Source organism: Raineyella sp. LH-20, assembly GCF_033110965.1.
Taxonomy (GTDB): domain Bacteria; phylum Actinomycetota; class Actinomycetes; order Propionibacteriales; family Propionibacteriaceae; genus Raineyella.
In genome coordinates this window covers 303,902-327,373 of the sequence record NZ_CP137003.1, presented here as the reverse complement: position 1 = coordinate 327,373, position 23,472 = coordinate 303,902, and the positions used below count along the sequence as shown (strand labels likewise).

Here is a 23,472-nt window from a genome sequence, read left to right as displayed (position 1 = left end):
CGATCCGCACATGAAGGAGGAGGGCGCATGATCGTCGCCCTGGACCTGGGGTTCATCTTCGCCGTGATGGCCTTGGGGGTCTATATCTCCTTCCGGATCCTCGACTTCGCCGACCTGACGGTCGACGGGTCGTTCACCAGTGGTGCGGCGACCACCGCCGCGCTGATCGTCGCCGGGGTGAACCCGTGGCTGGCCACCGCGGCGGCGATCCTGGTCGGCCTCGCCGCAGGCGCGATCACCGGCGTGCTGCACGCCAAGGGCGGGATCAACCCGCTGCTGGCCGGGATCCTGACCCAGATCGCGCTGTACTCGATCAACCTGCGGATCATGGGCAAGGCGAACGTCCCGCTGCTGCGGGCCGACACGATCGTCACCCCGCTGCGGGAGGCCAAGGTGCTCGGCACGCCGGTCTCGGTGCTGATCTTCCTGGCCGTCGCGGCGGTGCTGACCGCCCTGCTGATCTGGCTGCTGTCGACCGACTTCGGCCTGGCCATGCAGGCGACCGGCGACAACCAGGCGATGATCCGCTCGCTGGGGGTGAACACCGATGCGATGAAGATCGTCGGCCTGGCGCTGTCCAACGGGCTGGTCGCCCTCTGCGGGGCGCTGATCGCCCAGTACCAGGGCTTCGCGGACATCGGCATGGGGATCGGCCTGATCGTCGCCGGCTTGGCGTCGGTGATCATCGGCCAGGCGATCTTCGGGCAGCGTACGGTCCTCATCGCCGCCTCGGCGGCGGTGATCGGCTCGGTGATCTACCGGCTGGTCATCCAGTTGGCGCTGATGATCGGCTTCAACCCGAACGACATGAAGCTGATCTCCGCGGTGCTCGTCGTGATCGCGCTGCTGCTGCCGCGCTGGGACGTGGTCCGCCGGATCGGCGCCCGACGCCAGGAGCGCCTGCAGAAGCTGACCGAGCCGTACGGCGAGGGGGCCGCCGCCGTCGCCGCCACGACCGGCGAGCACACGACGGATGCCGGACAGGAGAACGCGCGATGACCGCCCCTCAGTCGAAGCTCGAGCTGACGAACGTCACCAAGGTCTTCTACCCGCACACCGTCAATGAGCGGGTCGCCCTGAAGGCGGTCTCGCTCACCCTGCGGGAGGGTGACTTCGTCACCATCATCGGCTCCAACGGCGCCGGCAAGTCGACCCTGCTCAACGTCATCGCCGGCGTGCATCGGCCGGAGGCGGGCAGCATCCGGATCGACGGCCACGAAGTCTCCCGGCTGGCCGATTTCCAGCGGGCCCGTGACATCAGCCGGGTCTTCCAGGACCCGATGGCGGGCACCTCGCCGCACATGACCATCGAGCAGAACCTGGCGATGGCGCTCTCCCGGGGCAGGCGCCGCGGTCTCGGCCGTGGGGTCTCGGCCCGCAAGCGGAAGCGATTCCGTGAGGAGCTCGCCACGCTCGAGCTCGGCCTGGAGGACCGGCTCGGGGTCCGGGTGGGGATGCTGTCCGGTGGTCAGCGCCAGGCGCTGTCGCTGCTGATGGCGACCTTCAGCGAGCCCGAGATCCTGCTGCTGGACGAGCACACCGCCGCGCTCGACCCGCAGCGGGCCGCGCTGGTCACCCGGCTCACCGGGGAAGCGGTCAAGCGGCACGGCCTGACCGCGTTGATGGTCACCCACAACATGGAGCAGGCGCTGCAGCTCGGCAACCGGCTGATCATGATGCACGAGGGCGAAGTGATCTTCGAGATCGACGCCGCGGAGAAGGCGAAGGCGACCGTGCCGGACCTGCTCAGTGAGTTCGGCAAGGTGCGGGGCGCCACCGAGGCGCTCAGCGACCGTACGCTGCTCGGCTGATCCGTACGTTGCTCGGCTGATCCGTACGTTGCTCGGACGACCGGACAGCCGGACGACGGAGGCGTACTCTACGCCGACGGTGGTCTGACCATGCTGTCGGGGTGCCCGCTGGGCTCCGGGACGGATGGCCAGAATGGGTCTCATGGTGACTTCTGACGTGCATGCCGCGATCAACGTGCGCCTCGCCCTGCTCGGCCTCCCGGTGGCCGAGGGCAGTGCGGGCGGCGCGGAGACCCGCCTCGTCGCGCCGCTGCTGGCCCGGCAGCGGGAGCTCGGCCGCCGGCTCACCGATCGGCTCTGCCCGGTCGACGGGCGGATCCAGTCGTTCCTCGACGACTTCCTGGCCGACGCCCCGGTGCGGCCCACGCTGCCGGTGAACACCCTGGTCCTCGACCAGCCCGGTCTCGCCCGTGGCCTGTCGCTGCCCCAGGACGGCGACTCCTTCACCTCCGCGTACGTCCACAGCTACCGGCTGGCCAATGGGGTGCTGCACAACCCGGTCAACGACCGGCGCACCACCGCCGGCGTCTTCCACATCGCCCAGGGCGGTCTGCCGATCCCCGACGACAAGATCAGCGTCCGCACCGACGTCTTCGCCCGCCTCCTGGAGCTGGCCCTGCGGCCGCCGGCCGAGGCGCTCGAGGTGCCCTGGACGGCCGGCTCCGACCATCCGGCGCGGACCTTCGTCTCCTTGCTGCTGCGTCCGCTGGTGGTCCCCGCAGTGCCCGGCGTCGCGCCGGCCCGCACCATGGAGGTGCGGTTCCTGGTGCCCGGCGGGCTGGTCAGCAATCTCGACTTCGTCGAGGGCATCTTCGGCAACGCCGGCGACCCGCAGCTCCCCGAGAACGACGCCGCCCTCGACCCGGAGCACTGGACCGGCACCACCGGCTGCGTCATCCTCGCCCCGCACCTGGTCGAGGTGACCAAGAGAGACCTTGGTCTGCCGCACTGGGACCAGGCCACCGAGCGTGAGCGCCGCGACGGGCAGTGCTGGCGCACCGAGGACGAGCGCTACAACGGCGGCAAGGCGTTCAAGGTCTGCGCCCGGACCGCGGCCGGGGTGATCGTCACGGTGATCGCGGACAACTACTTCGGGTACTGCAAGAAGGAGGTGAAGACCCAGATCGGCTACTCGGCCAATCTGGTCGGCGGCGCCGAGGAGGAACACTCCGGCGGCGCGCTGGTCTTCCCCAGCTACCTCGAGGGGCAGGAGTACTACGACAAGCTCGCCGGCGACGACTGGCGCCTCGATGACGTCCTCGCCCGCGAGGAGGGCCGCTTCGTCCGTCAGCCCGAGGGCCACGCCGTGGACCCGGCCGACCCGTCGGTCGTGCTCGTCCCGGGCCGGGCGCTGTTCAGCATCCGCGACCGGTCGGTCTCCTGGGCTGACGGCCACGGCGGCCGGTCCGCGATCCCGCTGCGGGCCGACCGTACGTACCTCGGGCCGCACGGCTACCGGGTGCGGATGGCGCAGTCCGACACCGACCCGACCCAGTGGAGCCTGATCGGCACCGCCGCCGGCTCGACCGCCTGTCACAAGCCGAGCACCGTGTCGGGCGGCGGCAAGTCGGAGATCTCCAAGGCGATCACCGACGCGTTCGTCTACGGCAACGCGTACGTCAAGGACTTCGATCAGGACATCGAGACCGTCGCGTCGATCCTGGCCGGTGACTACACCGACCGGTTCGCCGACCCGGCCCGCCGGGGGACCGACCACCGCGAGGTGCTCAGCGACCGGCGCAGCATGGGCAGCGTCATCAAGCTGCTCACCCCGAGCGAGGACTACACCGCGGAGTACAACGACTGGCTGCGGGCGATCCCGCAGCACATCAAGGAGCTGGTCTTCGTCGTGAAGCGCTCCTACCGGCCGGAATGGGGCGCTGACTGGCGGCGCCACTTCAGCGTCGGCATCATGAACGGCCGCTCCGGCAATGCCCTGCGCCTGGACGGTGACAAGGTCGTCGTCAACATGCTGCGGGTCGGCTTCGACCAGGACGGCTCCTGGCGGCTGTTCAGCCTGCGCCCGGACTTCAGCCCGGCGGTCAAGGTGCAGACCGAGGACGACATCACCGCCAGCACCGTGCTGCCCGCCGCGGCGCTGGGAGTGCCCGGCGAGCTGTCCCGCAAGGTCGTCGCCAACTGTGAGCGGCTGCTCTTCCAGCGTCCCGACGACGCCATCCACCGCGGCTACGACAAGCAGGCCGAGCGCGACATCGCCGGTCACGACACCTTCCTGTCCAATTTCCAGCCGCTGGACCACCATGACGCCCGGGAACTGCGCGATGACGCGGTCGGGTTCAGCACCTTCAGTGCCCCGGTGCAGGCACTGATCAGCCGGGTCGCCGACCAGGCCGACGAGCAGGGCCCGGACTGGTGGGTCTGCTCCGCGCAGCCCCGGCTGGTCGACGGCAAGCCGTCGAAGAACCCGCGCTACCTGCAGGTGCGCCCCGACATCGCCGATCCCGGCGCGACCGCGATCGCCGACCTCGCCGTCCACCTGTGGCGCCGGATCCCCAGCTCCCGGCCGGTCCCGGTGCCGGTCGACCTGGTCGCCGCCGGCCGCCGCAACAACCCGCCGGAGCCTGGCGTCCCGCCGCTGTGCGCGTTCAACCCGCTGCACTACCTCGAACTGCCCGAGCTGTTCATGGAGTTCATCAGCTCGATGACCGGCAAGTCGCCGTCCACCACCGGGGCCGGCTCGGAGGGGGCGCTCACCAAGGGGCCGTTCAACGCGCTGCCCGCCGTGTACGACCTCAACGCGGCGCTGCTGTCGTACGTCCTCACCGGCTACGACGGCTGGCTGTCCTGTGCCGGCTACCTCGGGCCGCGGGTGCGGGTCGACCACGACATCAGCCTGCTGGTGCCCGAGGTCTTCTCCCGGATGAGTCCTGCCGAGCGGGATGCGTCGAGCCTGATCGCGAACGGTCTGCTGGAGAAGGTCGGCGATCTCGAGGTCGAGGGACGTACGGTGCTGGCCGGCCGGCTCGGCTACCGGATGACGAAGCGCTTCGCCACCGCGTACTTCGGGCGGATCTTCATGCACCCCGACGTGGTGTTCACCGACGAGATGCTGCGTCCCGAGTTGCAGGATCCGGCCGTCTTCGCGGAGAGCGTGGACACCATCGTGCGCACCCACCAGCGGGTCGCCGCGGCTTACTTCGCCGACGGGACCGCCGACCTGGCCTGTCCGCCGCTGCGGGCGGTGCTGGAGATCATGGCGTACGGTGCCACCGCCGACGGCCATCGCCTGGACGATCCTGCGGTCCGCGACCTGTTCCGCCGGGAGAACGTGCTCGCCAGCGACTGGTACGCCGCCCGACTCGACGCCCAGCAGGCCGCCCGGGTGCGGCGCGGCACGGCGGCGGTGGAGCACCTGGCCGGTTTCGTCGCCGGAGCCCATGCGGCTGAGGTGACCGAACGGCTGGGGCTGACCGACCGCCTGGCCCGGACCCGCGCCGAGCTGGCCCGGATCTCGTCGGCCGACTACCGCGCCGGGCTGGTCGGCGAGCTCGGTCTGCAGCCACAGCTCAGCTGACCTGCAGCTCCCACGCCCGGCCGGGCCGGGCCGGCGGATCGAGCCGTACGTCGAACGCGTCGGCCAGGCCGGCGGCCAGCGCGGCGGGGGTGCGGGCCGCCGAGCCCTCGCGGCACAGGTGTCGGGCGACCAGGCCGCGGGTGTGTTTGGCGTGGTGGCTCGCCCCGGGCACCTGGACCCGGACCCAGCGCCGGGCCACCGCTCCGGACGGGTGCCAGGCCGGCAGATAGGTGGTGGAGCGGCAGTCCACCACCAGTCCCTGGCCGGCGACGGCGGTCAGCTCCCCGGCCAGCTGCTCCCGCCACCACGGACCCAGCCGGCCGACCCCGGGCAGGTCGACGTCCATCGCCAGCCGGTAGCCGCCGACCCGGTCGGTCATCCGCAGCGCGCCGTACGCCGCGGACACCACCACCAGCCAGGAGTTGGCCCGGCGACGGGCCGGGCCGGTGAGCGTGGCCAGGTCGAGCGCGTCGTAGAGCACCCCGGAGTAGAGCCGTCCGGCGGGCGTGGCGGGGGAGTCCAGCACCGTCGTGTTGCGCTCCACCTCCGCCGCCAGCGAGGCCGGGACGCCGAGCACCCGGAGCGCGTCCGGTGTCGCGGAGGTCCGCGCCAACGCGGTCAGCACCGTACGCCGGGCCGCGGTGAGCCCCGGGAAGGAGAGCGACTCCAGCGTCGTCGGGGCGCCGTGGGCCCGCGGGGTCTTGGTCTCCGAGGGGGGCAGCAGGATCAGCACCGGCCCAGCATGCCAGCGTGCCGCGACCGGCCGGTCGGCGTCCCGGCGCCCGGCTAGTCTGGGGCCATGAGCAGCAACCTGCCCGTGCCGTACCGCTACCGCTCCGAGCCGGACAAGCCGGTGCCCGACCAGGAGCGGGAGGACCTCACCGCCCGGGTCAACGCGGCCTACACCGACGGCAGGCTGGACGACGACGCCTACCACGCCGCGCTGGACCGGGTGTTCTCCGCCCGGACCCTCGGCGAACTGGTGCCGGTCGTCGAGGCGGTGGGCGCCGTGCCGACCTACCACGAGCCGGCGATCGTCGCCTCGACCGCGCCGAACAAGCCCGGCGAACTCGCCGAGATCACCGGCCCCGGCCGCGCGGGCCTGCTGGTGCTGGCGATCGGTGGGGGTGCGCTGCTGGTGCTGATCGTCCTGCTGGTGCTGCTGATCGCGCTCTGAGCACGCGGGGCCTTGGAGCCTCGAAGCACGGGAGCGCGCGGGCCCGCTGAGCACGCGGAGTGCGTAAACCTCGGTACCCCGTCGGCGGCCCGGTGCGCGGGGCAGCACCGGGGTTACCGGTCCGGGCGGATCGTCCATATCATCGGAGCGTGCCCAAGAAGCAGATCACGCCGGGCAAGATCCGGGACCATGTGAAGCGGCTAGGCGAGTTGTACCCACCGATCCCGTTGTCATCGGTCGATCGTACGGTGCATGATCCGGACCAGGTCCGCTCCCGTTTCGGGCACGTGCTGAACTACCTCGCCCGGGTCGAGCTCGAGGTGGACCGCAACGTCCTGGAGATCCTCACGCTGATCCCCGGGGTCGAGGAGACCGACCGCCTCTTCTACCAGGACGTCTGGCAACCGCAGGAGATCCAGCACGGGCTCATCCTCGACCGGTTGTCCACCGACGTCGGACTGCCGCCGTCCACCCCGCAGTTGACGTTCACCTGGACCATCCGCCTGCTCGGGGCGCTGGCGCACTGGCGGCCGATCCAGGACGTCTCCCGGATGCTGTTCTACCTCACCGGCGCGTCGACCGAACGCCAGGCGGTGCTCGCCTACAACAGTTTCACCGCCGGGCTGAAGGAGATCGGTGAGGAGGCCATCGCCGAGTCGGTGATCCACCCGATCAAGCGTCAGGAGCCGGGCCACTTCGCCTACTACCGGATGTCCGCCGAGCTGCTCGCCGCGCGGCTGCGGCCCTGGCAGAAGTGGCTGGTCCAGCAGCTGCGCACCGCCTCGTACACCATGGTCGGCACGAACGGTGACGAGGCGTACAAGCGCGACATCGGTGGGCTGATGGTCACCTTCGATCTGGACCGCGACCTCGAGGCGTACGCCCGCGAGATCGGCCGGCTCGAGGCGCGCGTCGTCTGGGCCAACCGGCACGGGATGGAATTCCCGCCGTACATGCTCGCGAGCATGCGGGAGTCGGTCGAGCTCTACCGGGAGAAGGGGCTCTCGACCCTGCCTGCCCGCTACGACCTCGAGGGCCATCCGCTGGTGGAACGCCCGGAGGCCGCCTCGCTGGTGGCGGTCCGCTGAATCGATCGGCGGAGTGGACCGCCGGGGCCGCTGAGCCGATCGGCGGAGTGGACCGCCGGGGCCGCTGAGCCGATCCGCGGAGTGAGCCGTCGGCCCGCTGTGCTGTGGGGTCGGTGGGGCCTCCCCCTGATCGTTCCGGCGCCCGATCGTGATTTGGGCAATCCTTGCCGCGCCGGGTAGAGTGACTCCTTGGTCACCTGTGTCGGTGCACCGACGCGCCCACTAATCGGTGGGGGCGGAGTCGACGATGTGAGGATCATGGCAAAGAAGGAAGGCGTTCTCGAGCTCGAGGGCACCGTCGTGGAGGCTCTGCCCAACGCGATGTTCCGGGTCGAGTTGTCCAACGGCCACAAGGTGCTGGCCACCATCAGCGGCAAGATGCGACAGCACTACATCCGCATCCTGCCGAGCGACCGTGTCGTCGTCGAGGTTTCCGCGTACGACCTCAACCGCGGGCGCATCGTCTACCGACACAAGTGACACACGGGTGGGCCCGGCCCACCCACCCATCCATCCACAGTCGGGCGCGGTCCGTCGACGGGCCACGCCCTGCGCCGATTCAGAAAGACGATCGATGAAGGTTCAGCCGAGCGTCAAGAAGATCTGCGACAAGTGCAAGGTCATCCGCCGGCACGGTCGCGTGATGGTGATCTGCGAGAACCCGCGCCACAAGCAGCGCCAGGGCTGACGCCCGGCAACGCCTCGACGCCTCGCCTCACCGCTCCCGCCACGGCGGCCCCCCGGGTCACCACGCAGGGGCACTTCGCCGGACCACGGTCCGGGACAACAACCAGCTCCGGACCGCTTGCCGGCCGGGCAGGACAATCGAATACTCCACTCACCGGGCCGCCGGCGGGTGGGGACCCAGTCAGTGTGAACGCAACCCCGCGACGTACGTACGTTTCGGATCCACCCTCGGACGAAGGCCGAGGCCCTGCCGCGAATTTCCTGGGATCGAGCATCAAGGACCAGGCGGACAGGGACGCTTCACGCCACACACCTTCGCGGACCACGGAGGTCATGCGGGTCGGGAGACCCGTTCCGTCGTCCGTCCCACGGGAAAGGAACCCGCCACATGGCACGCCTGATCGGTGTCGACCTGCCGCGCGAGAAGCGCCTCGAGGTCGCCCTCACCTACATCTACGGCATCGGCCACACCCGCGCGCTCGAGACCCTCGCCGCCACCGGCATCTCGGGCGACAAGCGCGTCCATGAGCTCACCGAGGACGACCTGGTCGTCCTGCGTGACTTCATCGAGGCCAACTACCAGACCGAAGGTGACCTCCGCCGCGAGGTCGCTGCCGACATCCGCCGCAAGATCGAGATCGGCTCCTACCAGGGTCGTCGTCACCGCAGCGGTCTGCCGGTCCGAGGCCAGCGCACCCGCACCAACGCGCGTCAGCGCAAGGGCAAGCGCAAGCCCGTCGCCGGCAAGAAGAAGTGACCCTCACTTCCTCGCTCACTGACTGACAGACTCTTCGAGGAGCAGAAACACACTCATGGCTACTGCAGGCCGTAGCACCGGCAAGAAGGTGCGCCGCAAGGAAAAGAAGAATGTGGTCGCCGGCCAGGCCCACATCAAGTCGACCTTCAACAACACGATCATCTCGATCACCGATCCGGCCGGCCAGGTCATCTCCTGGGCCTCCGCCGGCACCGTCGGGTTCAAGGGTTCCCGCAAGTCCACCCCGTACGCCGCTCAGATGGCCGCCGAGGCGGCCGGTCGTCGTGCCATGGAGCACGGCCTGAAGCGCGTCGACGTGTTCGTCAAGGGTCCGGGTTCCGGTCGTGAGACCGCGATCCGTTCGCTGGGCGCCATCGGTCTGGAGATCGGTCCGATCTCCGACGTGACCCCCGTCCCGCACAACGGCTGCCGCCCGCCGAAGCGCCGCCGCGTCTGACCCGAACGAACTAGCAAAGGACTGAACAAGAATGGCCCGTTACACCGGCCCCATGACCAAGAAGTCCCGTCGTCTCGGGACTGACCTCGTCGGCAACGACAAGGCGTTCGAGCGCCGCCCGTACCCTCCGGGCGTGCACGGCCGCGGCCGTACCAAGGACTCGGAGTACTCGCTGCAGCTGCGCGAGAAGCAGAAGGCGCGTTTCGCCTACGGCGTGCTGGAGAAGCAGTTCTCCCGCTACTACGAGGAGGCCAACCGCCAGCCCGGCCGTACCGGTGACAACCTGCTGCGCATCCTCGAGTCGCGTCTCGACAACGTCGTGTACCGCGCCGGGTTCGCCTCGACCCGCCGCCAGGCCCGTCAGCTCGTCAACCACGGGCACTTCCTGGTGAACGGCAAGAAGGTCAACATCCCGTCGTACCGCGTGACCGACCACGACATCATCCAGGTCAAGGAGAAGTCGCTCAACATCGACCCGTTCGTGGTCGCCCGCGAGACCCACGCCGAGCGCTCCGTGCCGGCCTGGCTCGAGTCGCGCCCGAACCAGATGAAGATCTTCGTGCACCAGCTGCCGACCCGTGAGCAGATCACGGTCGACGTGCAGGAGCAGCTGATCGTCGAGCTCTACTCGAAGTGATCCCATCGACCGGAGGGGCGGACCTGCGCCCCTCCGGTCGGGTTCACCCCGGGAGAGTGCCCATCCGGGTGGCTCTCCCACCCCTGGGGACGTACGGCACCCGGCCGTCGCCCCACGCGGATCGTGTCCTTGCGATGCGCGGATCGCGTCTTCAAATAGTGGTGGACGCGGAAAGGAACACACCATGCTGATCGCACAGCGCCCGACCTTGAGCGAAGAGGTCCTCGACGAGCACCGTTCGCGGTTCGTCATCGAGCCCCTCGAGCCCGGCTTCGGTTACACCCTCGGCAACTCGCTGCGGCGTACGCTGCTCTCCTCGATCCCCGGTGCTGCGCTGACCAGCATCAAGATCGACGGGAACCTGCACGAGTTCTCCACCCTTCCCGGGGTCGTCGAGGACGTCACCGAGATCATCCTCAACCTGAAGGGCCTCGTGCTCACCTCGGAGGAGGACGAGCCGGTCGTCATGTACCTGCGCAAGGCCGGTGCCGGTGAGGTGACCGCCGCCGACATCCAGCCCCCGGCCGGTGTCGAGGTGCACAACCCCGACCTGCACATCGCCACGCTCAACCGTGACGGCGCCATCGACATGGAGTTCGTGGTCGAGCGCGGCCGCGGCTACGTGTCGTCGGACCAGAACAAGGAGACCGAGCACGAGATCGGCCGGATCCCGGTCGACTCGATCTACTCCCCGGTGCTGAAGGTCAGCTACAAGGTGGAGGCCACCCGCGTCGAGCAGCGGACCGACTTCGATCGGCTCGTCGTCGACGTGGAGACCAAGCAGTCGATCACCCCGCGGGACGCGGTCGCGTCTGCCGGCCGTACGCTCGTCGAGCTGTTCGGCCTGTTCCGGGAGCTCAACGTCGAGGCCGAGGGCGTCGAGATCGGCCCGTCGCCGGTGGACGACCAGTACGCCACCGACCTGGCCCTGCCGGTCGAGGACCTCAACCTCTCGGTGCGTTCCTACAACTGCCTGCGTCGTGAGGGCATCCACACCGTGGGTGAGCTCATCTCGCGGTCCGAGCAGGACCTGCTCGACATCCGCAACTTCGGCTCCAAGTCCATCGACGAGGTCAAGCAGCAGCTGGCCACCATGGGCCTGGCGCTCAAGGACAGCGCCCCCGGTTTCGACCCCTACACCTACGCCGGTGCGGGGAGCGACGACGAGGACGAGGACACCGACTTCGCGGAGACCGAGCAGTACTGAGCTCCGCTCCGTACGAGAGTCCCGGGCACCGCTTCTGATTGAACTGGAGAGACAAGAATGCCTACCCCCACCAAGGGCCCCCGTCTGGGCGGCAGCGCCTCGCACGAGCGCATCATCCTGGCCAACCTGGCCAGCCAGCTGTTCGAGCACGGCGCAGTCGTGACCACCGAGGCCAAGGCCAAGCGGGTCCGTCCGCTGGCCGAGAAGATGATCACCAAGGCCAAGCGGGGCGACCTGCACGCCCGCCGCGTGGTGCTGAAGACCATCACCGACCCGAGCGTCGTGCACGTGCTGTTCACCGAGATCGCTCCGGCGATGGAGGGTCGCGACGGCGGCTACACCCGCATCACCAAGATCGGCAACCGTCAGGGCGACAACGCCCCGATGGCCAAGATCGAAGTGATCACCGAGAAGGTGACCCCGAAGGCCGCCGCGCAGGCCACCACCGAGTCCGCCGAGGAGATCAAGGCGGCGCTCGCCGAGGCCACCGAGGCTGAGGCGACTGAGGCTGAGGTCACTGAGGCTGAGGTCGAGGAGACCGTCGAGGCTACCGAGCCGAAGGCCGACGAGAAGGCCTGATCGGAGACCGACTCAGGTACGTACGTCGACAGGGCGTGGAAGGGCTTCCCTTCCACGCCCTGTGGCGTTCCCGCGGGAACGCACGATCTCACGGACCGCCACATCCGTACGGAACCGCCGGATCCCTGCAGGAAGGCCACGTCCGTTCGGAACCGCCGGATCCCTGCAGGAAGGCCACGTCCCGGAGGAACGCCACGTGTCACGGGAACGTTCGGTTGGGCGGCCGACGTTCAGGTCATGCCCGAATGCTCCCGGATGGCGGCTGACGATGCCCGGATCATGTCTGATGACGTTCCCGCGGGAACGCTGCGGGAGGTGTTGTGCCCGGGTTCTGCCCGGTTGCGTTCCCGCGGGAACGCCAGGTGTCTTCCGGCGGGAACGCCAGGGTGTCTTCCGGGGAACGCCAGGGTGTCTTCCGGCGGGAACGCCAGGGTGCCGTCGCGGCGTCGCAGCGGTATCGGCGCCGGTCGATGACCTGCCCTGCCGGTGCCCGGTGCCCGGTGCCCGGTGTCCGGTGCCCGGTGTCGGGAGCGCCTATCGGCTCAGCGTCGGCCGCTCGACGTTCAGCTGCTCCGCGCGCCGCCGTACGCCCGGATTCTCGCGATCCGTCCCCGAAACCCTGGGTCGCCTCACGCACGAAGCCACAGCTCTGCGTTGTGCCCACGCATGATTGCTGAATGACGCGCACCTTTGCGTGGGCGAAACGTAGAGCCGACCAAAGGTGCTTGAGGAGCACCCCATCATCGCCCGCAACGCGGGGGGCGATCCCGCCCGCGCCCGCGCCCGCGCCCGCGCCCGCGCCCGCGCCGGTCAGGTCCACTGTCGCGCCCGCAGCGCGGGGAGATACGGGCGTGGATGGGCAGGGCGGCGTGCGGGCACCGCGGCGGCACCGCAGGACGCGCCGAAAGGGTGGGCCTCCCTGTGGAGACCCACCCTTTCGGACGTACGACGCAGGCTCCGACCTGGGAGCTGCGATCAAGCGGTGCCGATCAGTGGTGCCGTGATCAAGATCAAGCGGTGCCGTGATCAAGCAGTGCCTGACCCGTGGCTGCTGTGATCAGGCGGTGGCCTTGGTCAGGCGCTCGTTCACGTTGTCCCAGTTGACGACGTCCCACCAGGCGTTCACGAAGTCCGCCTTGACGTTCTTGTACTGCAGGTAGAAGGCGTGCTCCCACATGTCGAGCAGCAGCAGCGGGGTCTGGCCGACCGGCAGGTTGCCCTGGTGGTCGAAGACCTGGTAGACCCGCAGGTCCTGGGAGAGGGCGTCGTAGCCGAGGACAGCCCAGCCGGAGCCCTGGATGCCCAGCGCCACCGCGGAGAACTCCTTCTTGAAGGAGTCCAGGCCGCCGAACTTCGTGTCCAGCGCGGACTTGATGTCGCCGGTCGGCTCGGAGCCGCCCGGCGCCATGTTGGTCCAGAAGACCGAGTGGTTGAAGTGGCCGCCGAGGTTGAAGGCGAGGTCCTTCTCCAGCTTGTTGATGACGCCGAAGTTGCCCTTGTCGCGGGCATCGGCCAGCTGCTCGAGCGCGGTGTTGGCGCCCTTCACGTAGGTGGCGTGGTGCTTGTCGTGGTGCAGCTCCATGATCTCCGGGACGATGGCCGGGGCCAAGGCGTTGTAGTCGTACGGGAGATCGGGCAGCTGGTAGCTCATATTTGCTCCTTCACGCGGCAGAACGCCGTCCATTGGCGGGTAACGACCCTCTCACCTTATCGACGTGTACCGCTGGGTCAATGGTTCTTGCCGCGACGACTCTCCAGCACCCGGAATCCCTTCGAGCTGGCCAGCCGCTCGGTCGGCCAGCCCTGCTCACCCAGCCAGCGCTGCAGACTGTCCGCGCCGAGGTTCTTTCCGGCCACCAGCACCGCCCGGCCGTCCGGAGCGAGCCGGGCCAGCCAGGTCGTCAGGAGGTCGTGCAGCGCCTCCTTGCCGATCCGGATCGGCGGGTTGGACCAGATCTCGTCGTACGTCGCTGTCGGGTCGGTGCCCTCCGGGGTGAACGTACGTACCCGGTCGGCCACCCCGAGCGCGGCGGCGTTGTCGCGGGTCAGGGCCAAGGCCCGTTCGTTGGTGTCCACCGCGTCGACGGTCAGCCAGGGACAGTCGAGGGCCAGGGTCAGGGCGATCGGGCCGTAGCCGCAGCCGACGTCGGCGACCCGGCGGACCTGCGGCCCGGGCGGGGACACCTCCTTGAGCAGGACGGCGGTGGCCGGGTCCAGCCGGCTGCCGGAGAACACCCCGTTGGCTGTCTGCAGGGCCACTTCGCGGCCACGGACGGTGATCCGGATAGTCCGGCGATGCTCCTCGCCGTGCGGAGTGGCGAAGTAGTGGTCCAGCGGTTCGTCAGACACAGTCGCAGTCTCCGTCCGGGAGCAAAGGGGAGGGGGTCGTCGGGACCGGCCGGGGCGGCGGGGGGCCGGCCGGGGTCTGTTGTGCCGTTGGGGGCAGCACCCGCACCGCGCGGGCCGCGGCCGCGCGGGCGGCCAGCTCGTCGTCGGGCGGATAGCCGACCTCCTCCAGGGTCAGCCCGTGCGCCGGCATCACCTGGATCGAGGACTGGCGGGTCGGCGCGTCGCGGACCGCACGCAGCCAGACCAGATCACGCTGCCCGGTGGCGACCGCGGACAGCGCCCCGACCAGGGAGCGCACCATCGAGTGGCAGAACGCGTCGGCCCGTACGGTGATCTCCACCGTCCCGTCGCCCGACCGGCGCCGCGGCGTGCAGTCGAGCAGCGTACGGATCGTGGTGGCGCCCTCGCGCGGCTTGCAGAAGGCGGCGAAGTCCCGCAGACCGAGCAGTTCGCGGCCCGCCGCGGTGAGCTCATCCAGGTCGAGTGTGCCGCGGATGCGGGCGACGTGACCTCGCAGCAGCGGATCGGCGAAACCCGCCTCATCGACCAGCCGGTAGACGTAGCGCCGCCACCGGGCGGCGAACCGGGCATCGAAACCCTCGGGGGCGGGGCGTACGCCACGGACCACCAGGTCGGCCGGCAGCACCCGCCGCAGCCGGCGCGCCAGGGTGTCCACCGGGGCGTCGTCGGGCAGGTCGACGTGGGCCACCTGGCCGCGGGCGTGCACGCCCGCATCGGTGCGCCCGGCGACGGTCAGCGTGGGGGCGGCGGGCAGGCGCAGCACCTGGCCGATCCGGTGCTCCAACTCGCCCTGGACCGTACGACGATCCGGCTGGGCCGCCCAGCCACTGAATTCGGTGCCGTCATAGGCGATGTCCAGCCGCCATCGGGTGGTGCCGGGCGCGGGGGACTCAGACATCGGCGTCCTCGACCGGCGCGTCCGTACGGACGTAGACCAGGTCGCGGATCGGCCGGCCGGCGGCCAGTCCGCGCTGTTCGAACCGGGTCAGCGGCCGGGCGTCCGGGCGCGGGGCCCAACCGTCCCCACGACCGTCCCCGGCAACGAAGCGGAGATCCGTGGACTCGCGGTCCCCGGAGCCGGCCGATGCGAGGTGGGGATTGACCAGGTCGCGGCGCCCGTCGAGCACCTCGCGCATGTGCTCGGCGTAGTCGGGCCAGTCGGTCGCCAGGTGCCAGCTGCCGCCGGGCCGCAGCCGGGAGGCGACCAGGGCGGCGGTGGCCGGGCTGACCAGGCGGCGCTTGTGATGGCGGGCCTTGTGCCAGGGATCGGGGAAGAAGGTGAGGATCCGGTCGACGCTGCCGGCCGGGATCCAGTGCCGCAGCGCGTCGACGCCGTCGACCTCGGCGAGGCGGACGTTCGTCAGCCCGGCGCGGGCGATCATCCCCAGCGCGCTGGCCATCGCCGGCGTGAACACCTCGAAGCCCAGGTAGTTGACCTCCGGGTGGCGGGCGGCGATCGCGGCACACGCCTCGCCGTTGCCGGTGCCGATCTCCACCCACAACGGCGCCGTACGCCCCCAGATCGCCTCCGGGGCGAACAGCTGCCCGGGCGCGACGGAGGTGCTGGTCGCCCGGTGGGCCAGCGGGACCACCCACTCGGCGTGGTGAGCGTCCCAGTTGCGCAGCTGGGAGGCGTTCATCCGGGTGCTGCGCCGGACGAACGAGACGATGTCGCGGTGCACCCGGGGCGTCGGGGCCGCCGCCCCGGTCACCGGTCGCCCTTGCGTCGGTACGGGTTGGCCTGCGGCTTGCGCCGGGTACGGCGGGCCGTGGGGTGGTCGTGGGCGGCACGTTCGGCGCGCAGCCGGGCCGCCTCGGCGTCCTTGGCGAGTTGGTCGGCGACCATCGCCTCGACCGCGCGCTGCTGCGACCGGTCGGTCCACCGCCGGATGAGGACGGACCTCAGAAGCATCGTCGCGGCGACGACGACGGCGAAGGCCGCCAGCGACCAGCCCCAGCTGTTGGTCAGCTGCATGGCGACCGCGCCGGCCGTGGCGGACAGCAGCGCCACCACCCACAGGCTGATCTCACGGAACAGCTTGGCCCGGCCGATCCCGCGGCCGACCAAGTCCGCAGGGGACCGGTCACCGAGGGGCCGGTGGTCGTTGCCGGGGCGTCGGCGGGCGTCATCGGGGGTGGTGGGCATGAGGCCCAATTTACGGGCCGGTCCGTGGTCCGGCGGGAGCGTCCCGGGGACCGCTCGTCCCGGGACGATCCCGCCGGTCGGCGGTGCGCGTCGAGGTCGGCGCGCACCGACATCAGCAGCGCTGGTCGATCGGGACGAAGTGGCGGCGGGGCGCGCCGGTGTAGATCTGCTTGGGCCGGACGATCTTCTGCTCCGGGTCGTTGGCGCCCTCCAGCCATTGGGCGAGCCAGCCGGCGGTGCGCGGGATGGCGAAGAGCACGGTGAACATCTCCGGCGCGAAGCCGAGCGCCTCGTAGATCAGCCCTGAGTAGAAGTCGACGTTGGGGTAGAGGCGCCGGGTGACGAAGTAGTCGTCCTCCAGCGCGATCCGCTCCAGTTCCAGGGCGATCTGCAGCAGCGGGTTGACACCCGTCACCTCGAAGACGTCGTGGGCGGTGGATTTGATGATCCGCGCCCGCGGGTCGTAATTCTTGTAGACGCGGTGGCCGAAGCCCATCAACCGGGCGCCGCCCGACTTCACCCCGGCGATGAATTCCGGGACGTTGGCCACATCGCCGATCTCGCGCAGCATCCGCAGCACCGCCTCGTTCGCCCCGCCGTGCAGCGGGCCGAACAGTGCGCCGATCCCGGCCGACACACAGGTGTAGGGGCCGTTGCCGGAGGAGGCGACCGTACGGACGGTGGTGGTGGAGCAGTTCTGCTCGTGGTCGGCGTGCAGGACGAACAGCACCTCCAGCGCGCGGACGAGCCGGGGGTCGGGGCGGTAGTCGCGCTCGCCCATCATGAACAGCATCCGCATGAAGTTCTCCACGTAGGAGATGTCGTCACGCGGGTAGACGAACGGCAGGCCGGCGGAGTGCCGGTAGGAGAAGGCCGCCAAGGTCGGCATCTTGGCGATCAGTCGGCGGATCTGCAGGTGCGGGCTGAGGTGCAGGTCGGCCTCGCGGGACTCGGGGTAGAAGGCGTGCAGCGAGCTCACCGCCGACATCAGCTTCGCCATCGGGTGCGCGTCGTACGGGAACGCGTCGATGAGCTTCTTGACGTTCTCCGGGATGAACATGTGGTGGTTGATGTCGTACTCCCACTGGGCCAACTGGTCGCTGGTGGGTAGCTCACCGTAGGCGAGCAGGTAGGCCACCTCGAGGTAGCTGCACCGCTCGGCGAGCTCCTCGATCGGATAGCCGCGGTAGTCGAGGATGCCCTTGTCGCCGTGGATGTAGGCGACCGAGGAGTGGCAGGTGGCGGTGTTGAACATGCCTGGATCGAAGGACACCAGGCCTCGGCCCTGGGCGTCGTGGATCTGGAACAGATCCTTCGCCCGGACGGTCCCCTCGGAGACCGGGAGCTCGTACGTCTCGCCGGTGCGATTGTCGCGGATGGTCAGCGTCTCTCCCATGACGGCACGATAGGGGCCGGAAGGGTCCGTTCCGGGGTCGGGTGGGCGTACGCTTCGTCACGGCGTGTGGTATGACGGGTGATAGAGAAAGGGACCGTGACGGTCGCCTGCCGCAGCGGTGGCCGGTCGGCTGTTTTGACCCGAGCGCCCGGCGACGGTAACCTATTCCGATGTTGCGCTTGGCGACGCATGCCGGCGAGCCCGACGCCCCGGAGACCGGGGGTTGCGGCCGCGGATTTCCCGGTCGCACTGCGTAAGAGAACGTATAACTACCTAGTGGAAGTGGTCCCCGACCGTGTCTACGTACAGCCCGAAGCCCGGCGAGATCGAGCGCCATTGGCATGTCATTGATGCCGAGGGTGTGACCCTCGGCCGCCTCGCCGTGACCGCCGCGACCCTGCTGCGCGGAAAGCACAAGGCGACCTTCGCCCCGCACATCGACGGCGGTGACTTCGTCGTGGTCGTGAACGCTTCCAAGATCCGGCTGACCGGCAAGAAGGCCACCGACAAGATGGCCTACCGGCACAGCGGTGAGCCGGGCGGCCTGAAGGCCGTGGCGTACGGCGAGCTCCTCCAGAAGGACCCGCGCCGCGCCGTGGAACTGGCGGTCTGGGGCATGCTCCCCAAGAACCGTCTGAGCCGCAAGCTGATGGGCAAGCTCAAGGTCTACGGCGGCCCCGAGCACCCGCATGCGGCGCAGAACCCGCAGCCGTACGAGATCGTCCAGATCGCCCAGTGACCCACTGATTGCCGAGGATCAACCAAGTGTCTGAAAACGTCGCAGAGACCACCGAGAGCAGCGAGGAGTTCGCCTCCTTCACCGAAGGTGACCGCGAGATCGCCTACCGTTCCGAGGGCCAGGCGGCCGGTGCCGCCGCTCCCGGTGAGCGCCAGGCCATCATCGCCCCCGGCATGGCCACCGGCCGCCGCAAGGAGGCCGTCGCCCGCGTCCGGATCGTTCCGGGCACCGGCCAGTGGTCCCTCAACGGGCGGGCCCTTGAGGACTACTTCCCGAGCAAGATCCACCAGCAGCTGGTCAATGAGCCCTTCGTGGTCGCCGGTGTCGAGGGCGCGTACGACGTCATCGCCCGCGTGCACGGTGGCGGTCCGTCCGGCCAGGCCGGCGCGATGCGCCTGGGCGTGGCCCGCGCGCTGAACGCCGTCGATGCCGAGGCCAGCCGCCCGAGCCTGAAGAAGGCCGGCATGCTGACCCGCGACGCCCGTGCGGTGGAGCGCAAGAAGGCCGGCCTGAAGAAGGCCCGCAAGGCTCCGCAGTACTCGAAGCGCTGATCAGGCCCCCTCGGGGGTGACTCACATGGGTCGTCTCTTCGGTTCGGACGGTGTTCGCGGTCGCGCGAACCAGGACCTTACAGCGGAGCTGGCGCTCGATCTGGCAGTGGCGGCGGCCCACGTCCTCGGTGAGGGCGTGGGCCATCGCCGACCCAAGGCGCTGGTCGGCCGCGATCCGCGGATCAGCGGCGAGTTCCTCGAGTGCGCCGTCGTCGCCGGGCTGGCCAGCACCGGCACCGACGTCGTACGGGTCGGCATCACCCCGACCCCCGGCCTGGCCCGGCTGGTCCGGGAGACCGACGCCGACCTCGGGATCATGCTCACCGCCAGCCACAACCCGATGCCGGAGAACGGCCTGAAGTTCTTTCGCAGCGGTGGCTGGAAGCTCGATGACGCCCAGGAGGACGCCATCGAGGCGGGGATGCTCGACTCGTGGCAGCGTCCGATGGGGGCGTCCGTCGGGCGGGTCTCCGACGCCCCGCAGCTGGTCGACGACTACACCCAGCACCTCGTCGCCACCCTCCGCTCAGCCACCCAGGACGCCATCTCGCTGGTCGGCCTGAAGGTCGTCCTCGACCTCGCCAACGGGGCGGCCCACCGCACCGCGCCGGCCGCCTTCCGCGAGCTGGGCGCCGAGGTCGTGGTGATCAACGGCAAGCCCGACGGCACCAACATCAACGACCGGTGCGGTTCCACCCACCCGGCCGAGCTGCAACGTGCCGTCCTCGAGCACGGCGCCGATCTCGGCATCGCGCTCGACGGTGACGGCGACCGGGCGATCGCCGCGGCCGCCGACGGCGACATCGTCGACGGCGACCAGATCATCGCGATCCTCGCCCTGGCGCTGCAGGAACGCGGTCTGCTCCGCAACGACGCCGTGGTGGCCACCACGATGAGCAACATCGGGCTCGACCACGCGCTCACCGCTCACGGCATCGACGTGGTCCGCACCGATGTCGGCGACCGGCATGTGCTGCGCGCGATGCGCGCCGGCGGGTACAGCCTCGGTGGGGAACAGTCCGGGCACGTCATCCTGCGCGACCTGGCGACCACCGGGGACGGCACCCTCACCGCGCTGATGCTGATGGCGGTGATGGCCGATGCCGGCGCACCGCTGGCCGAGCTGGCGTCGGTGGTCCACCGGATCCCGCAGGTGCTGATCAACGTCCCCGACGTCGACAAGCACCGAGCGGCGACCGACCCGGAGGTGCTCGCCGCGGTCGCGGCGGCCAACGCGGCTCTCGGGGCGCGCGGCCGGGTGCTGCTGCGCCCGTCCGGCACCGAGCAAGTGGTCCGGGTGATGGTCGAGTGCGAGGACGCCGACCGATCCCGGGCCGTCGCCGAGGGGCTGGCCTCCGTGGTCGGTGAGCGGCTGACGCTGCGCAGCACCGCTCGCTAGGACGGCAGCCGGCGTCAGATCTTGCGGATCCGCACCCACTTGACCTCGTGGTTGGCGCCCTTGCGGAGGATCGCCGTCGCCCGACCGCGGGTGGGGCGGATGTTGAGCGCGAGGTTCGGGCCGTTGATGGTGTCCCAGATGTTCGCCGCCTGGCGCATCGCGCCCTCCAGACTCATCTCGGCATACCGCCGGAAGTAGGAGCGCGGGTCACGGAACGCGGTCTCCCGCAGCGACATGAACCGCTCCAGGTACCAGCGGCGGATGTCCTCCGGCGCCGCGTCGACGTACACCGAGAAGTCGAAGAAGTCGCTCAGCGTCAGCCCGGTCGATCCGTCCGCGTGCACCCGGGCCGGCTGCAGCACGTTCAGGCCCTCGACGACGACGATGTCGGGCTGGCGGACCACCAGCCGCTCACCCGGCACGATGTCGTACGACAGGTGCGAGTAGACCGGGGCGGTCACCTCGGGGCGCCCCGACTTCACGTCCATCACGAAGCGCAGCAGCGCCCGGCGGTCGTACGACTCGGGGAAGCCCTTACGGTGCATGATGCCGCGCCGCTTGAGCTCTTCGTTGGGGTGCAGGAAGCCGTCGGTGGTGACCAGCTCGACGTTCGGGTGGTCGGGCCAGTTCCGCAGCAGCTCGGTGAGCAGTCGGGCGGTGGTCGACTTGCCGACGGCGACCGACCCGGCGATCCCGATCACGAACGGGGTGCGCTTGACGTCCAGCCGCAGGAAGGTGTTGGTCGACCGGTAGAGGTTGCCGCGGTGCCGGAAGTGCAGGCTGAGCAGCCGGGTCAGCGGCTGGTAGACCTCCATCACGTCGCGCATCGAGGTGGGATCGCCCAGACCGCGCAGTCGGTCCAGGGTCTCCTCGCTCAGCGGCGACGGCAGCGCATTGGCGAGTTCGGCCCAGTCGGCGCGGCTGCGGTGGACGTACGGTCCGCCGGCCTCGCCCAGGTCCGGTGCGGTGTCGCCCGGTGGCTGCGTCGCTTCTGGCATGGGCGCCATTCTGCCGTGTCCGGGTGAGCCGGGACACGACGGCCGTGCCGCGGGCGCCCGGGGGCGGTCGGATCGGCCGCTAGTCTGTCTGCCATGTGTGGAATCGTTGGGTACGTCGGGCCGCGCAGCGCCCGTGAGGTCGTGGTCGAGGGGCTCCGCCGCCTCGAGTACCGTGGCTACGATTCGGCCGGCGTGGCCGTCGTGGCCGAGGGAAGGATCGCCGCCGAGAAGAGGGCCGGCAAGCTGGCGAACCTCGAGATGGCGCTGGAGGACAGCCCGATGCCCGCGTCGGGCACCGGCATCGGCCACACCCGGTGGGCCACCCACGGCGCCCCGACCGACGGCAACGCCCACCCGCACCTGTCCCAGGACGGCCGGGTCGCCGTCGTCCACAACGGCATCATCGAGAACTTCGCCGAACTGCGCGCCGAGCTGACCGCCGAGGGCATCACCTTCCGTTCCGAGACCGACACCGAGGTCGCCGCCCAGCTGCTCGGCGTCGAGATCGCCAAGGGCGCCGACCTGCGGACCGCCCTGCTCACCGTGGTCAACCGGCTGCAGGGCGCGTTCACCCTGGTCGCCGTCGACGCCCAGGCCCCGGGCCGGGTCGTCGCCGCTCGGCGCAACTCCCCGCTGGTGGTCGGCCTGGGCGAGGGGGAGAACTTCCTCGCCTCCGACGTCGCCGCGTTCATCGAGCACACCCGTGAGGCGTTGGAGCTCGGTCAGGACTCGGTCGTCGAGATCACCGCCGACGGCGTACAGGTCAGCGACTTCGCCGGGCAGCCCGCCGAGGCCAAGCGCTTCCACGTCGACTGGGACCTGTCGGCCGCGGAGAAGGGCGGCTACGACTGGTTCATGCGCAAGGAGATCTTCGAGCAGCCGCAGGCGGTGGCCGACACCCTGCTCGGCCGCCACACCGAGGACGGTGCGCTGACCCTCGACGAGGTCCGGCTCACCGAGGAGGCGCTGCGCCAGGTCCAGAAGATCATCATCATCGCCGCCGGCACCTCGTTCTACGCCGGAATGGTCGCCAAGTACGCCATCGAGCACTGGGTGCGGATCCCCTGTGAGGTCGAGCTGGCCTCCGAGTTCCGTTACCGCGACCCGATCGTCGGCTCCTCCACGCTGGTGGTGGCGATCTCCCAGTCCGGCGAGACCGCCGACACGCTGATGGCCATCCGGCACGCGCGCGAGCAGCACGCCCGGGTGCTGGCCATCTGCAACACCAACGGCTCCACCATCCCGCGGGAGTCCGACGCGGTGATCTACACCCATGCCGGCCCGGAGATCGGTGTCGCCTCCACCAAGGGCTTCACCACCCAGCTGGCCGCCTGCTACCTGCTCGGCCTCTACCTCGCCCAGGTCAAGGGCACCATGTACGGCGACGAGATCGCCGCGGTGACCAAGGAGCTGGAGGGGCTGCCGCCGCTGATGCAGCAGGTCCTCGACAACGCCGCCCCGGTCCTCGACCTGGCCGCCCGGCTGGTCGACCAGCCGTCGGTGCTCTTCCTCGGCCGCCACGTCGGCTACCCGGTGGCACTGGAGGGGGCGCTGAAGCTGAAGGAGATCGCCTACCTGCACGCCGAGGGCTTCGCGGCCGGTGAACTGAAGCACGGCCCGATCGCCATCATCGAGCCCGGCATGCCGGTCTTCGTGGTCGTCCCGCCGCGTGGCCGTGACCAGTTGCACGACAAGGTGATCTCCAACATCCAGGAGATCCGCGCCCGCGGTGCCCGTCCGATCGCCCTGGCCGAACAGGACGACACCATGGTCGACGAGTTCGCCAGCACGGTGATCCGACTGCCCAAGGTGTCCACCATCCTGCAGCCGCTCGTCGCCGTCATCCCGCTGCAGTTGTTCGCCTGCGAACTGGCGACCGTGCTCGGCCACGACGTGGACCAGCCGCGCAACCTGGCCAAGTCGGTCACCGTCGAGTAG

General features: G+C 70.0%; 24 protein-coding genes. 16 read left to right on the top strand and 8 right to left on the bottom strand.

What is annotated here, in order from left to right:
* The first annotated feature begins 27 nt into the window (after positions 1-27).
* The 3 genes from R0146_RS01345 to R0146_RS01335 all read left to right on the top strand — a co-directional run bounded on the left by R0146_RS01345 (position 28) and on the right by R0146_RS01335 (position 5,346).
* A complete protein-coding gene (locus tag R0146_RS01345; protein ID WP_317691076.1) occupies positions 28-999 on the top strand; it encodes an ABC transporter permease in 972 nt (323 codons plus the stop codon).
* The gene (locus R0146_RS01340; RefSeq protein ID WP_317691075.1) at positions 996-1,811 is read left to right on the top strand and encodes an ABC transporter ATP-binding protein; all 816 of its coding nucleotides are present in this window, start codon (positions 996-998) and stop codon (positions 1,809-1,811) included. The genes R0146_RS01345 and R0146_RS01340 overlap by 4 nt, the downstream gene beginning before the upstream one ends.
* Before the next feature lie 142 nt (positions 1,812-1,953).
* Positions 1,954-5,346 carry a PPi-type phosphoenolpyruvate carboxykinase family protein gene (locus R0146_RS01335; protein WP_317691074.1) on the top strand — a complete coding sequence of 1,131 codons (3,393 nt, stop codon included), beginning with the start codon at positions 1,954-1,956 and terminating at the stop codon, positions 5,344-5,346.
* Here R0146_RS01335 and R0146_RS01330 read toward each other — a convergent pair.
* Positions 5,339-6,079 (bottom strand): YaaA family protein, encoded by a 741-nt coding sequence (locus R0146_RS01330; RefSeq protein ID WP_317691073.1) that lies wholly within the window; start codon positions 6,077-6,079, stop codon positions 5,339-5,341. The genes R0146_RS01335 and R0146_RS01330 overlap by 8 nt on opposite strands.
* A gap of 66 nt (positions 6,080-6,145) precedes the next feature.
* Here R0146_RS01330 and R0146_RS01325 point away from each other — a divergent pair, with 66 nt between their 5' ends.
* The 9 genes from R0146_RS01325 to rplQ all read left to right on the top strand — a co-directional run bounded on the left by R0146_RS01325 (position 6,146) and on the right by rplQ (position 11,935).
* Positions 6,146-6,523, top strand: a complete 378-nt coding sequence (locus R0146_RS01325) for a DUF1707 SHOCT-like domain-containing protein (protein ID WP_317691072.1) — start codon at positions 6,146-6,148, stop codon at positions 6,521-6,523.
* Between the two features lie 149 nt (positions 6,524-6,672).
* Entirely contained in the window at positions 6,673-7,611 is a 939-nt protein-coding gene (locus tag R0146_RS01320; protein WP_317691071.1) for a GTP-binding protein LepA, read from the top strand.
* 258 nt (positions 7,612-7,869) lie between these two features.
* Positions 7,870-8,091: a translation initiation factor IF-1 gene (gene infA / locus R0146_RS01315; RefSeq protein ID WP_092613392.1), complete on the top strand. Its 222-nt coding sequence runs from the start codon at positions 7,870-7,872 to the stop codon at positions 8,089-8,091.
* A 94-nt stretch (positions 8,092-8,185) separates the two neighbouring features.
* A complete protein-coding gene (gene rpmJ / locus R0146_RS01310) occupies positions 8,186-8,299 on the top strand; it encodes a 50S ribosomal protein L36 (protein ID WP_020575560.1) in 114 nt (37 codons plus the stop codon).
* A gap of 387 nt (positions 8,300-8,686) precedes the next feature.
* Positions 8,687-9,055, top strand: coding sequence for a 30S ribosomal protein S13 (rpsM, locus tag R0146_RS01305; protein ID WP_317691070.1), 369 nt, complete (start codon positions 8,687-8,689; stop codon positions 9,053-9,055).
* A 55-nt stretch (positions 9,056-9,110) separates the two neighbouring features.
* A complete protein-coding gene (rpsK, locus tag R0146_RS01300; RefSeq protein WP_317691069.1) occupies positions 9,111-9,512 on the top strand; it encodes a 30S ribosomal protein S11 in 402 nt (133 codons plus the stop codon).
* Positions 9,513-9,543: 31 nt separating this feature from the next.
* Positions 9,544-10,149: a 30S ribosomal protein S4 gene (gene rpsD, locus R0146_RS01295; protein ID WP_317691068.1), complete on the top strand. Its 606-nt coding sequence runs from the start codon at positions 9,544-9,546 to the stop codon at positions 10,147-10,149.
* Positions 10,150-10,333: 184 nt separating this feature from the next.
* A complete protein-coding gene (locus R0146_RS01290) occupies positions 10,334-11,356 on the top strand; it encodes a DNA-directed RNA polymerase subunit alpha (protein ID WP_317691067.1) in 1,023 nt (340 codons plus the stop codon).
* A gap of 57 nt (positions 11,357-11,413) precedes the next feature.
* A complete protein-coding gene (gene rplQ / locus R0146_RS01285; protein WP_317691066.1) occupies positions 11,414-11,935 on the top strand; it encodes a 50S ribosomal protein L17 in 522 nt (173 codons plus the stop codon).
* A gap of 1,057 nt (positions 11,936-12,992) precedes the next feature.
* On the opposite strand, the gene R0146_RS01280 is transcribed toward rplQ, so the two are convergent.
* From R0146_RS01280 to R0146_RS01255, 6 genes are all read right to left on the bottom strand, one after another.
* Positions 12,993-13,586, bottom strand: coding sequence for a superoxide dismutase (locus tag R0146_RS01280; RefSeq protein ID WP_317691065.1), 594 nt, complete (start codon positions 13,584-13,586; stop codon positions 12,993-12,995).
* Between the two features lie 77 nt (positions 13,587-13,663).
* The gene (locus R0146_RS01275; RefSeq protein ID WP_317691064.1) at positions 13,664-14,284 is read right to left on the bottom strand and encodes a class I SAM-dependent methyltransferase; all 621 of its coding nucleotides are present in this window, start codon (positions 14,282-14,284) and stop codon (positions 13,664-13,666) included.
* Positions 14,277-15,203: a tRNA pseudouridine(38-40) synthase TruA gene (truA, locus tag R0146_RS01270; protein WP_317691063.1), complete on the bottom strand. Its 927-nt coding sequence runs from the start codon at positions 15,201-15,203 to the stop codon at positions 14,277-14,279. Before truA ends, R0146_RS01275 begins: the two co-directional genes overlap by 8 nt.
* Entirely contained in the window at positions 15,196-16,017 is an 822-nt protein-coding gene (trmB, locus tag R0146_RS01265) for a tRNA (guanosine(46)-N7)-methyltransferase TrmB (RefSeq protein WP_317691062.1), read from the bottom strand. The genes truA and trmB overlap by 8 nt, the downstream gene beginning before the upstream one ends.
* Positions 16,014-16,451 (bottom strand): hypothetical protein, encoded by a 438-nt coding sequence (locus tag R0146_RS01260; RefSeq protein WP_317691061.1) that lies wholly within the window; start codon positions 16,449-16,451, stop codon positions 16,014-16,016. Before R0146_RS01260 ends, trmB begins: the two co-directional genes overlap by 4 nt.
* A 112-nt stretch (positions 16,452-16,563) precedes the next feature.
* The gene (locus R0146_RS01255; RefSeq protein ID WP_317691060.1) at positions 16,564-17,847 is read right to left on the bottom strand and encodes a citrate synthase; all 1,284 of its coding nucleotides are present in this window, start codon (positions 17,845-17,847) and stop codon (positions 16,564-16,566) included.
* 295 nt (positions 17,848-18,142) lie between these two features.
* Between R0146_RS01255 and rplM the strand changes: the two genes are divergently transcribed.
* From rplM to glmM, 3 genes are read left to right on the top strand one after another with little or no spacing between them, the layout of a single operon-like run.
* On the top strand, positions 18,143-18,586 hold the full coding sequence (rplM, locus tag R0146_RS01250; protein WP_317691059.1) for a 50S ribosomal protein L13: 444 nt from the start codon (positions 18,143-18,145) through the stop codon (positions 18,584-18,586).
* 26 nt (positions 18,587-18,612) lie between these two features.
* Positions 18,613-19,137, top strand: coding sequence for a 30S ribosomal protein S9 (gene rpsI, locus R0146_RS01245; RefSeq protein ID WP_317691058.1), 525 nt, complete (start codon positions 18,613-18,615; stop codon positions 19,135-19,137).
* 25 nt (positions 19,138-19,162) lie between these two features.
* Positions 19,163-20,536 carry a phosphoglucosamine mutase gene (gene glmM / locus R0146_RS01240; RefSeq protein ID WP_317691057.1) on the top strand — a complete coding sequence of 458 codons (1,374 nt, stop codon included), beginning with the start codon at positions 19,163-19,165 and terminating at the stop codon, positions 20,534-20,536.
* Between the two features lie 14 nt (positions 20,537-20,550).
* Here the strand turns inward: glmM and coaA are convergent, their stop codons facing one another.
* Positions 20,551-21,534 (bottom strand): type I pantothenate kinase, encoded by a 984-nt coding sequence (gene coaA, locus R0146_RS01235; protein ID WP_317691056.1) that lies wholly within the window; start codon positions 21,532-21,534, stop codon positions 20,551-20,553.
* 93 nt (positions 21,535-21,627) lie between these two features.
* Here coaA and glmS point away from each other — a divergent pair, with 93 nt between their 5' ends.
* Positions 21,628-23,472 carry a glutamine--fructose-6-phosphate transaminase (isomerizing) gene (gene glmS, locus R0146_RS01230; protein WP_317691055.1) on the top strand — a complete coding sequence of 615 codons (1,845 nt, stop codon included), beginning with the start codon at positions 21,628-21,630 and terminating at the stop codon, positions 23,470-23,472.

Excerpts from the sequence above, each read along its gene's own strand:
- rpsD (WP_317691068.1), top strand. The coding sequence starts at position 9,544 with ATGGCCCGTTACACCGGCCCCATGACCAAGAAGTCCCGTCGTCTCGGG.
- glmM (WP_317691057.1), top strand. The coding sequence starts at position 19,163 with ATGGGTCGTCTCTTCGGTTCGGACGGTGTTCGCGGTCGCGCGAACCAG.
- coaA (WP_317691056.1), bottom strand. The coding sequence starts at position 21,534 with ATGCCAGAAGCGACGCAGCCACCGGGCGACACCGCACCGGACCTGGGC.
- glmS (WP_317691055.1), top strand. The coding sequence starts at position 21,628 with ATGTGTGGAATCGTTGGGTACGTCGGGCCGCGCAGCGCCCGTGAGGTC.
- R0146_RS01325 (WP_317691072.1), top strand. The coding sequence starts at position 6,146 with ATGAGCAGCAACCTGCCCGTGCCGTACCGCTACCGCTCCGAGCCGGAC.
- R0146_RS01345 (WP_317691076.1), top strand. The coding sequence starts at position 28 with ATGATCGTCGCCCTGGACCTGGGGTTCATCTTCGCCGTGATGGCCTTG.
- R0146_RS01280 (WP_317691065.1), bottom strand. The coding sequence starts at position 13,586 with ATGAGCTACCAGCTGCCCGATCTCCCGTACGACTACAACGCCTTGGCC.
- infA (WP_092613392.1), top strand. The coding sequence starts at position 7,870 with ATGGCAAAGAAGGAAGGCGTTCTCGAGCTCGAGGGCACCGTCGTGGAG.
- rpsK (WP_317691069.1), top strand. The coding sequence starts at position 9,111 with ATGGCTACTGCAGGCCGTAGCACCGGCAAGAAGGTGCGCCGCAAGGAA.
- R0146_RS01290 (WP_317691067.1), top strand. The coding sequence starts at position 10,334 with ATGCTGATCGCACAGCGCCCGACCTTGAGCGAAGAGGTCCTCGACGAG.
- R0146_RS01335 (WP_317691074.1), top strand. The coding sequence starts at position 1,954 with ATGGTGACTTCTGACGTGCATGCCGCGATCAACGTGCGCCTCGCCCTG.
- R0146_RS01340 (WP_317691075.1), top strand. The coding sequence starts at position 996 with ATGACCGCCCCTCAGTCGAAGCTCGAGCTGACGAACGTCACCAAGGTC.
- rpsM (WP_317691070.1), top strand. The coding sequence starts at position 8,687 with ATGGCACGCCTGATCGGTGTCGACCTGCCGCGCGAGAAGCGCCTCGAG.
- R0146_RS01255 (WP_317691060.1), bottom strand. The coding sequence starts at position 17,847 with ATGGGAGAGACGCTGACCATCCGCGACAATCGCACCGGCGAGACGTAC.
- rplQ (WP_317691066.1), top strand. The coding sequence starts at position 11,414 with ATGCCTACCCCCACCAAGGGCCCCCGTCTGGGCGGCAGCGCCTCGCAC.
- R0146_RS01260 (WP_317691061.1), bottom strand. The coding sequence starts at position 16,451 with ATGCCCACCACCCCCGATGACGCCCGCCGACGCCCCGGCAACGACCAC.
- truA (WP_317691063.1), bottom strand. The coding sequence starts at position 15,203 with ATGTCTGAGTCCCCCGCGCCCGGCACCACCCGATGGCGGCTGGACATC.
- rpmJ (WP_020575560.1), top strand. The coding sequence starts at position 8,186 with ATGAAGGTTCAGCCGAGCGTCAAGAAGATCTGCGACAAGTGCAAGGTC.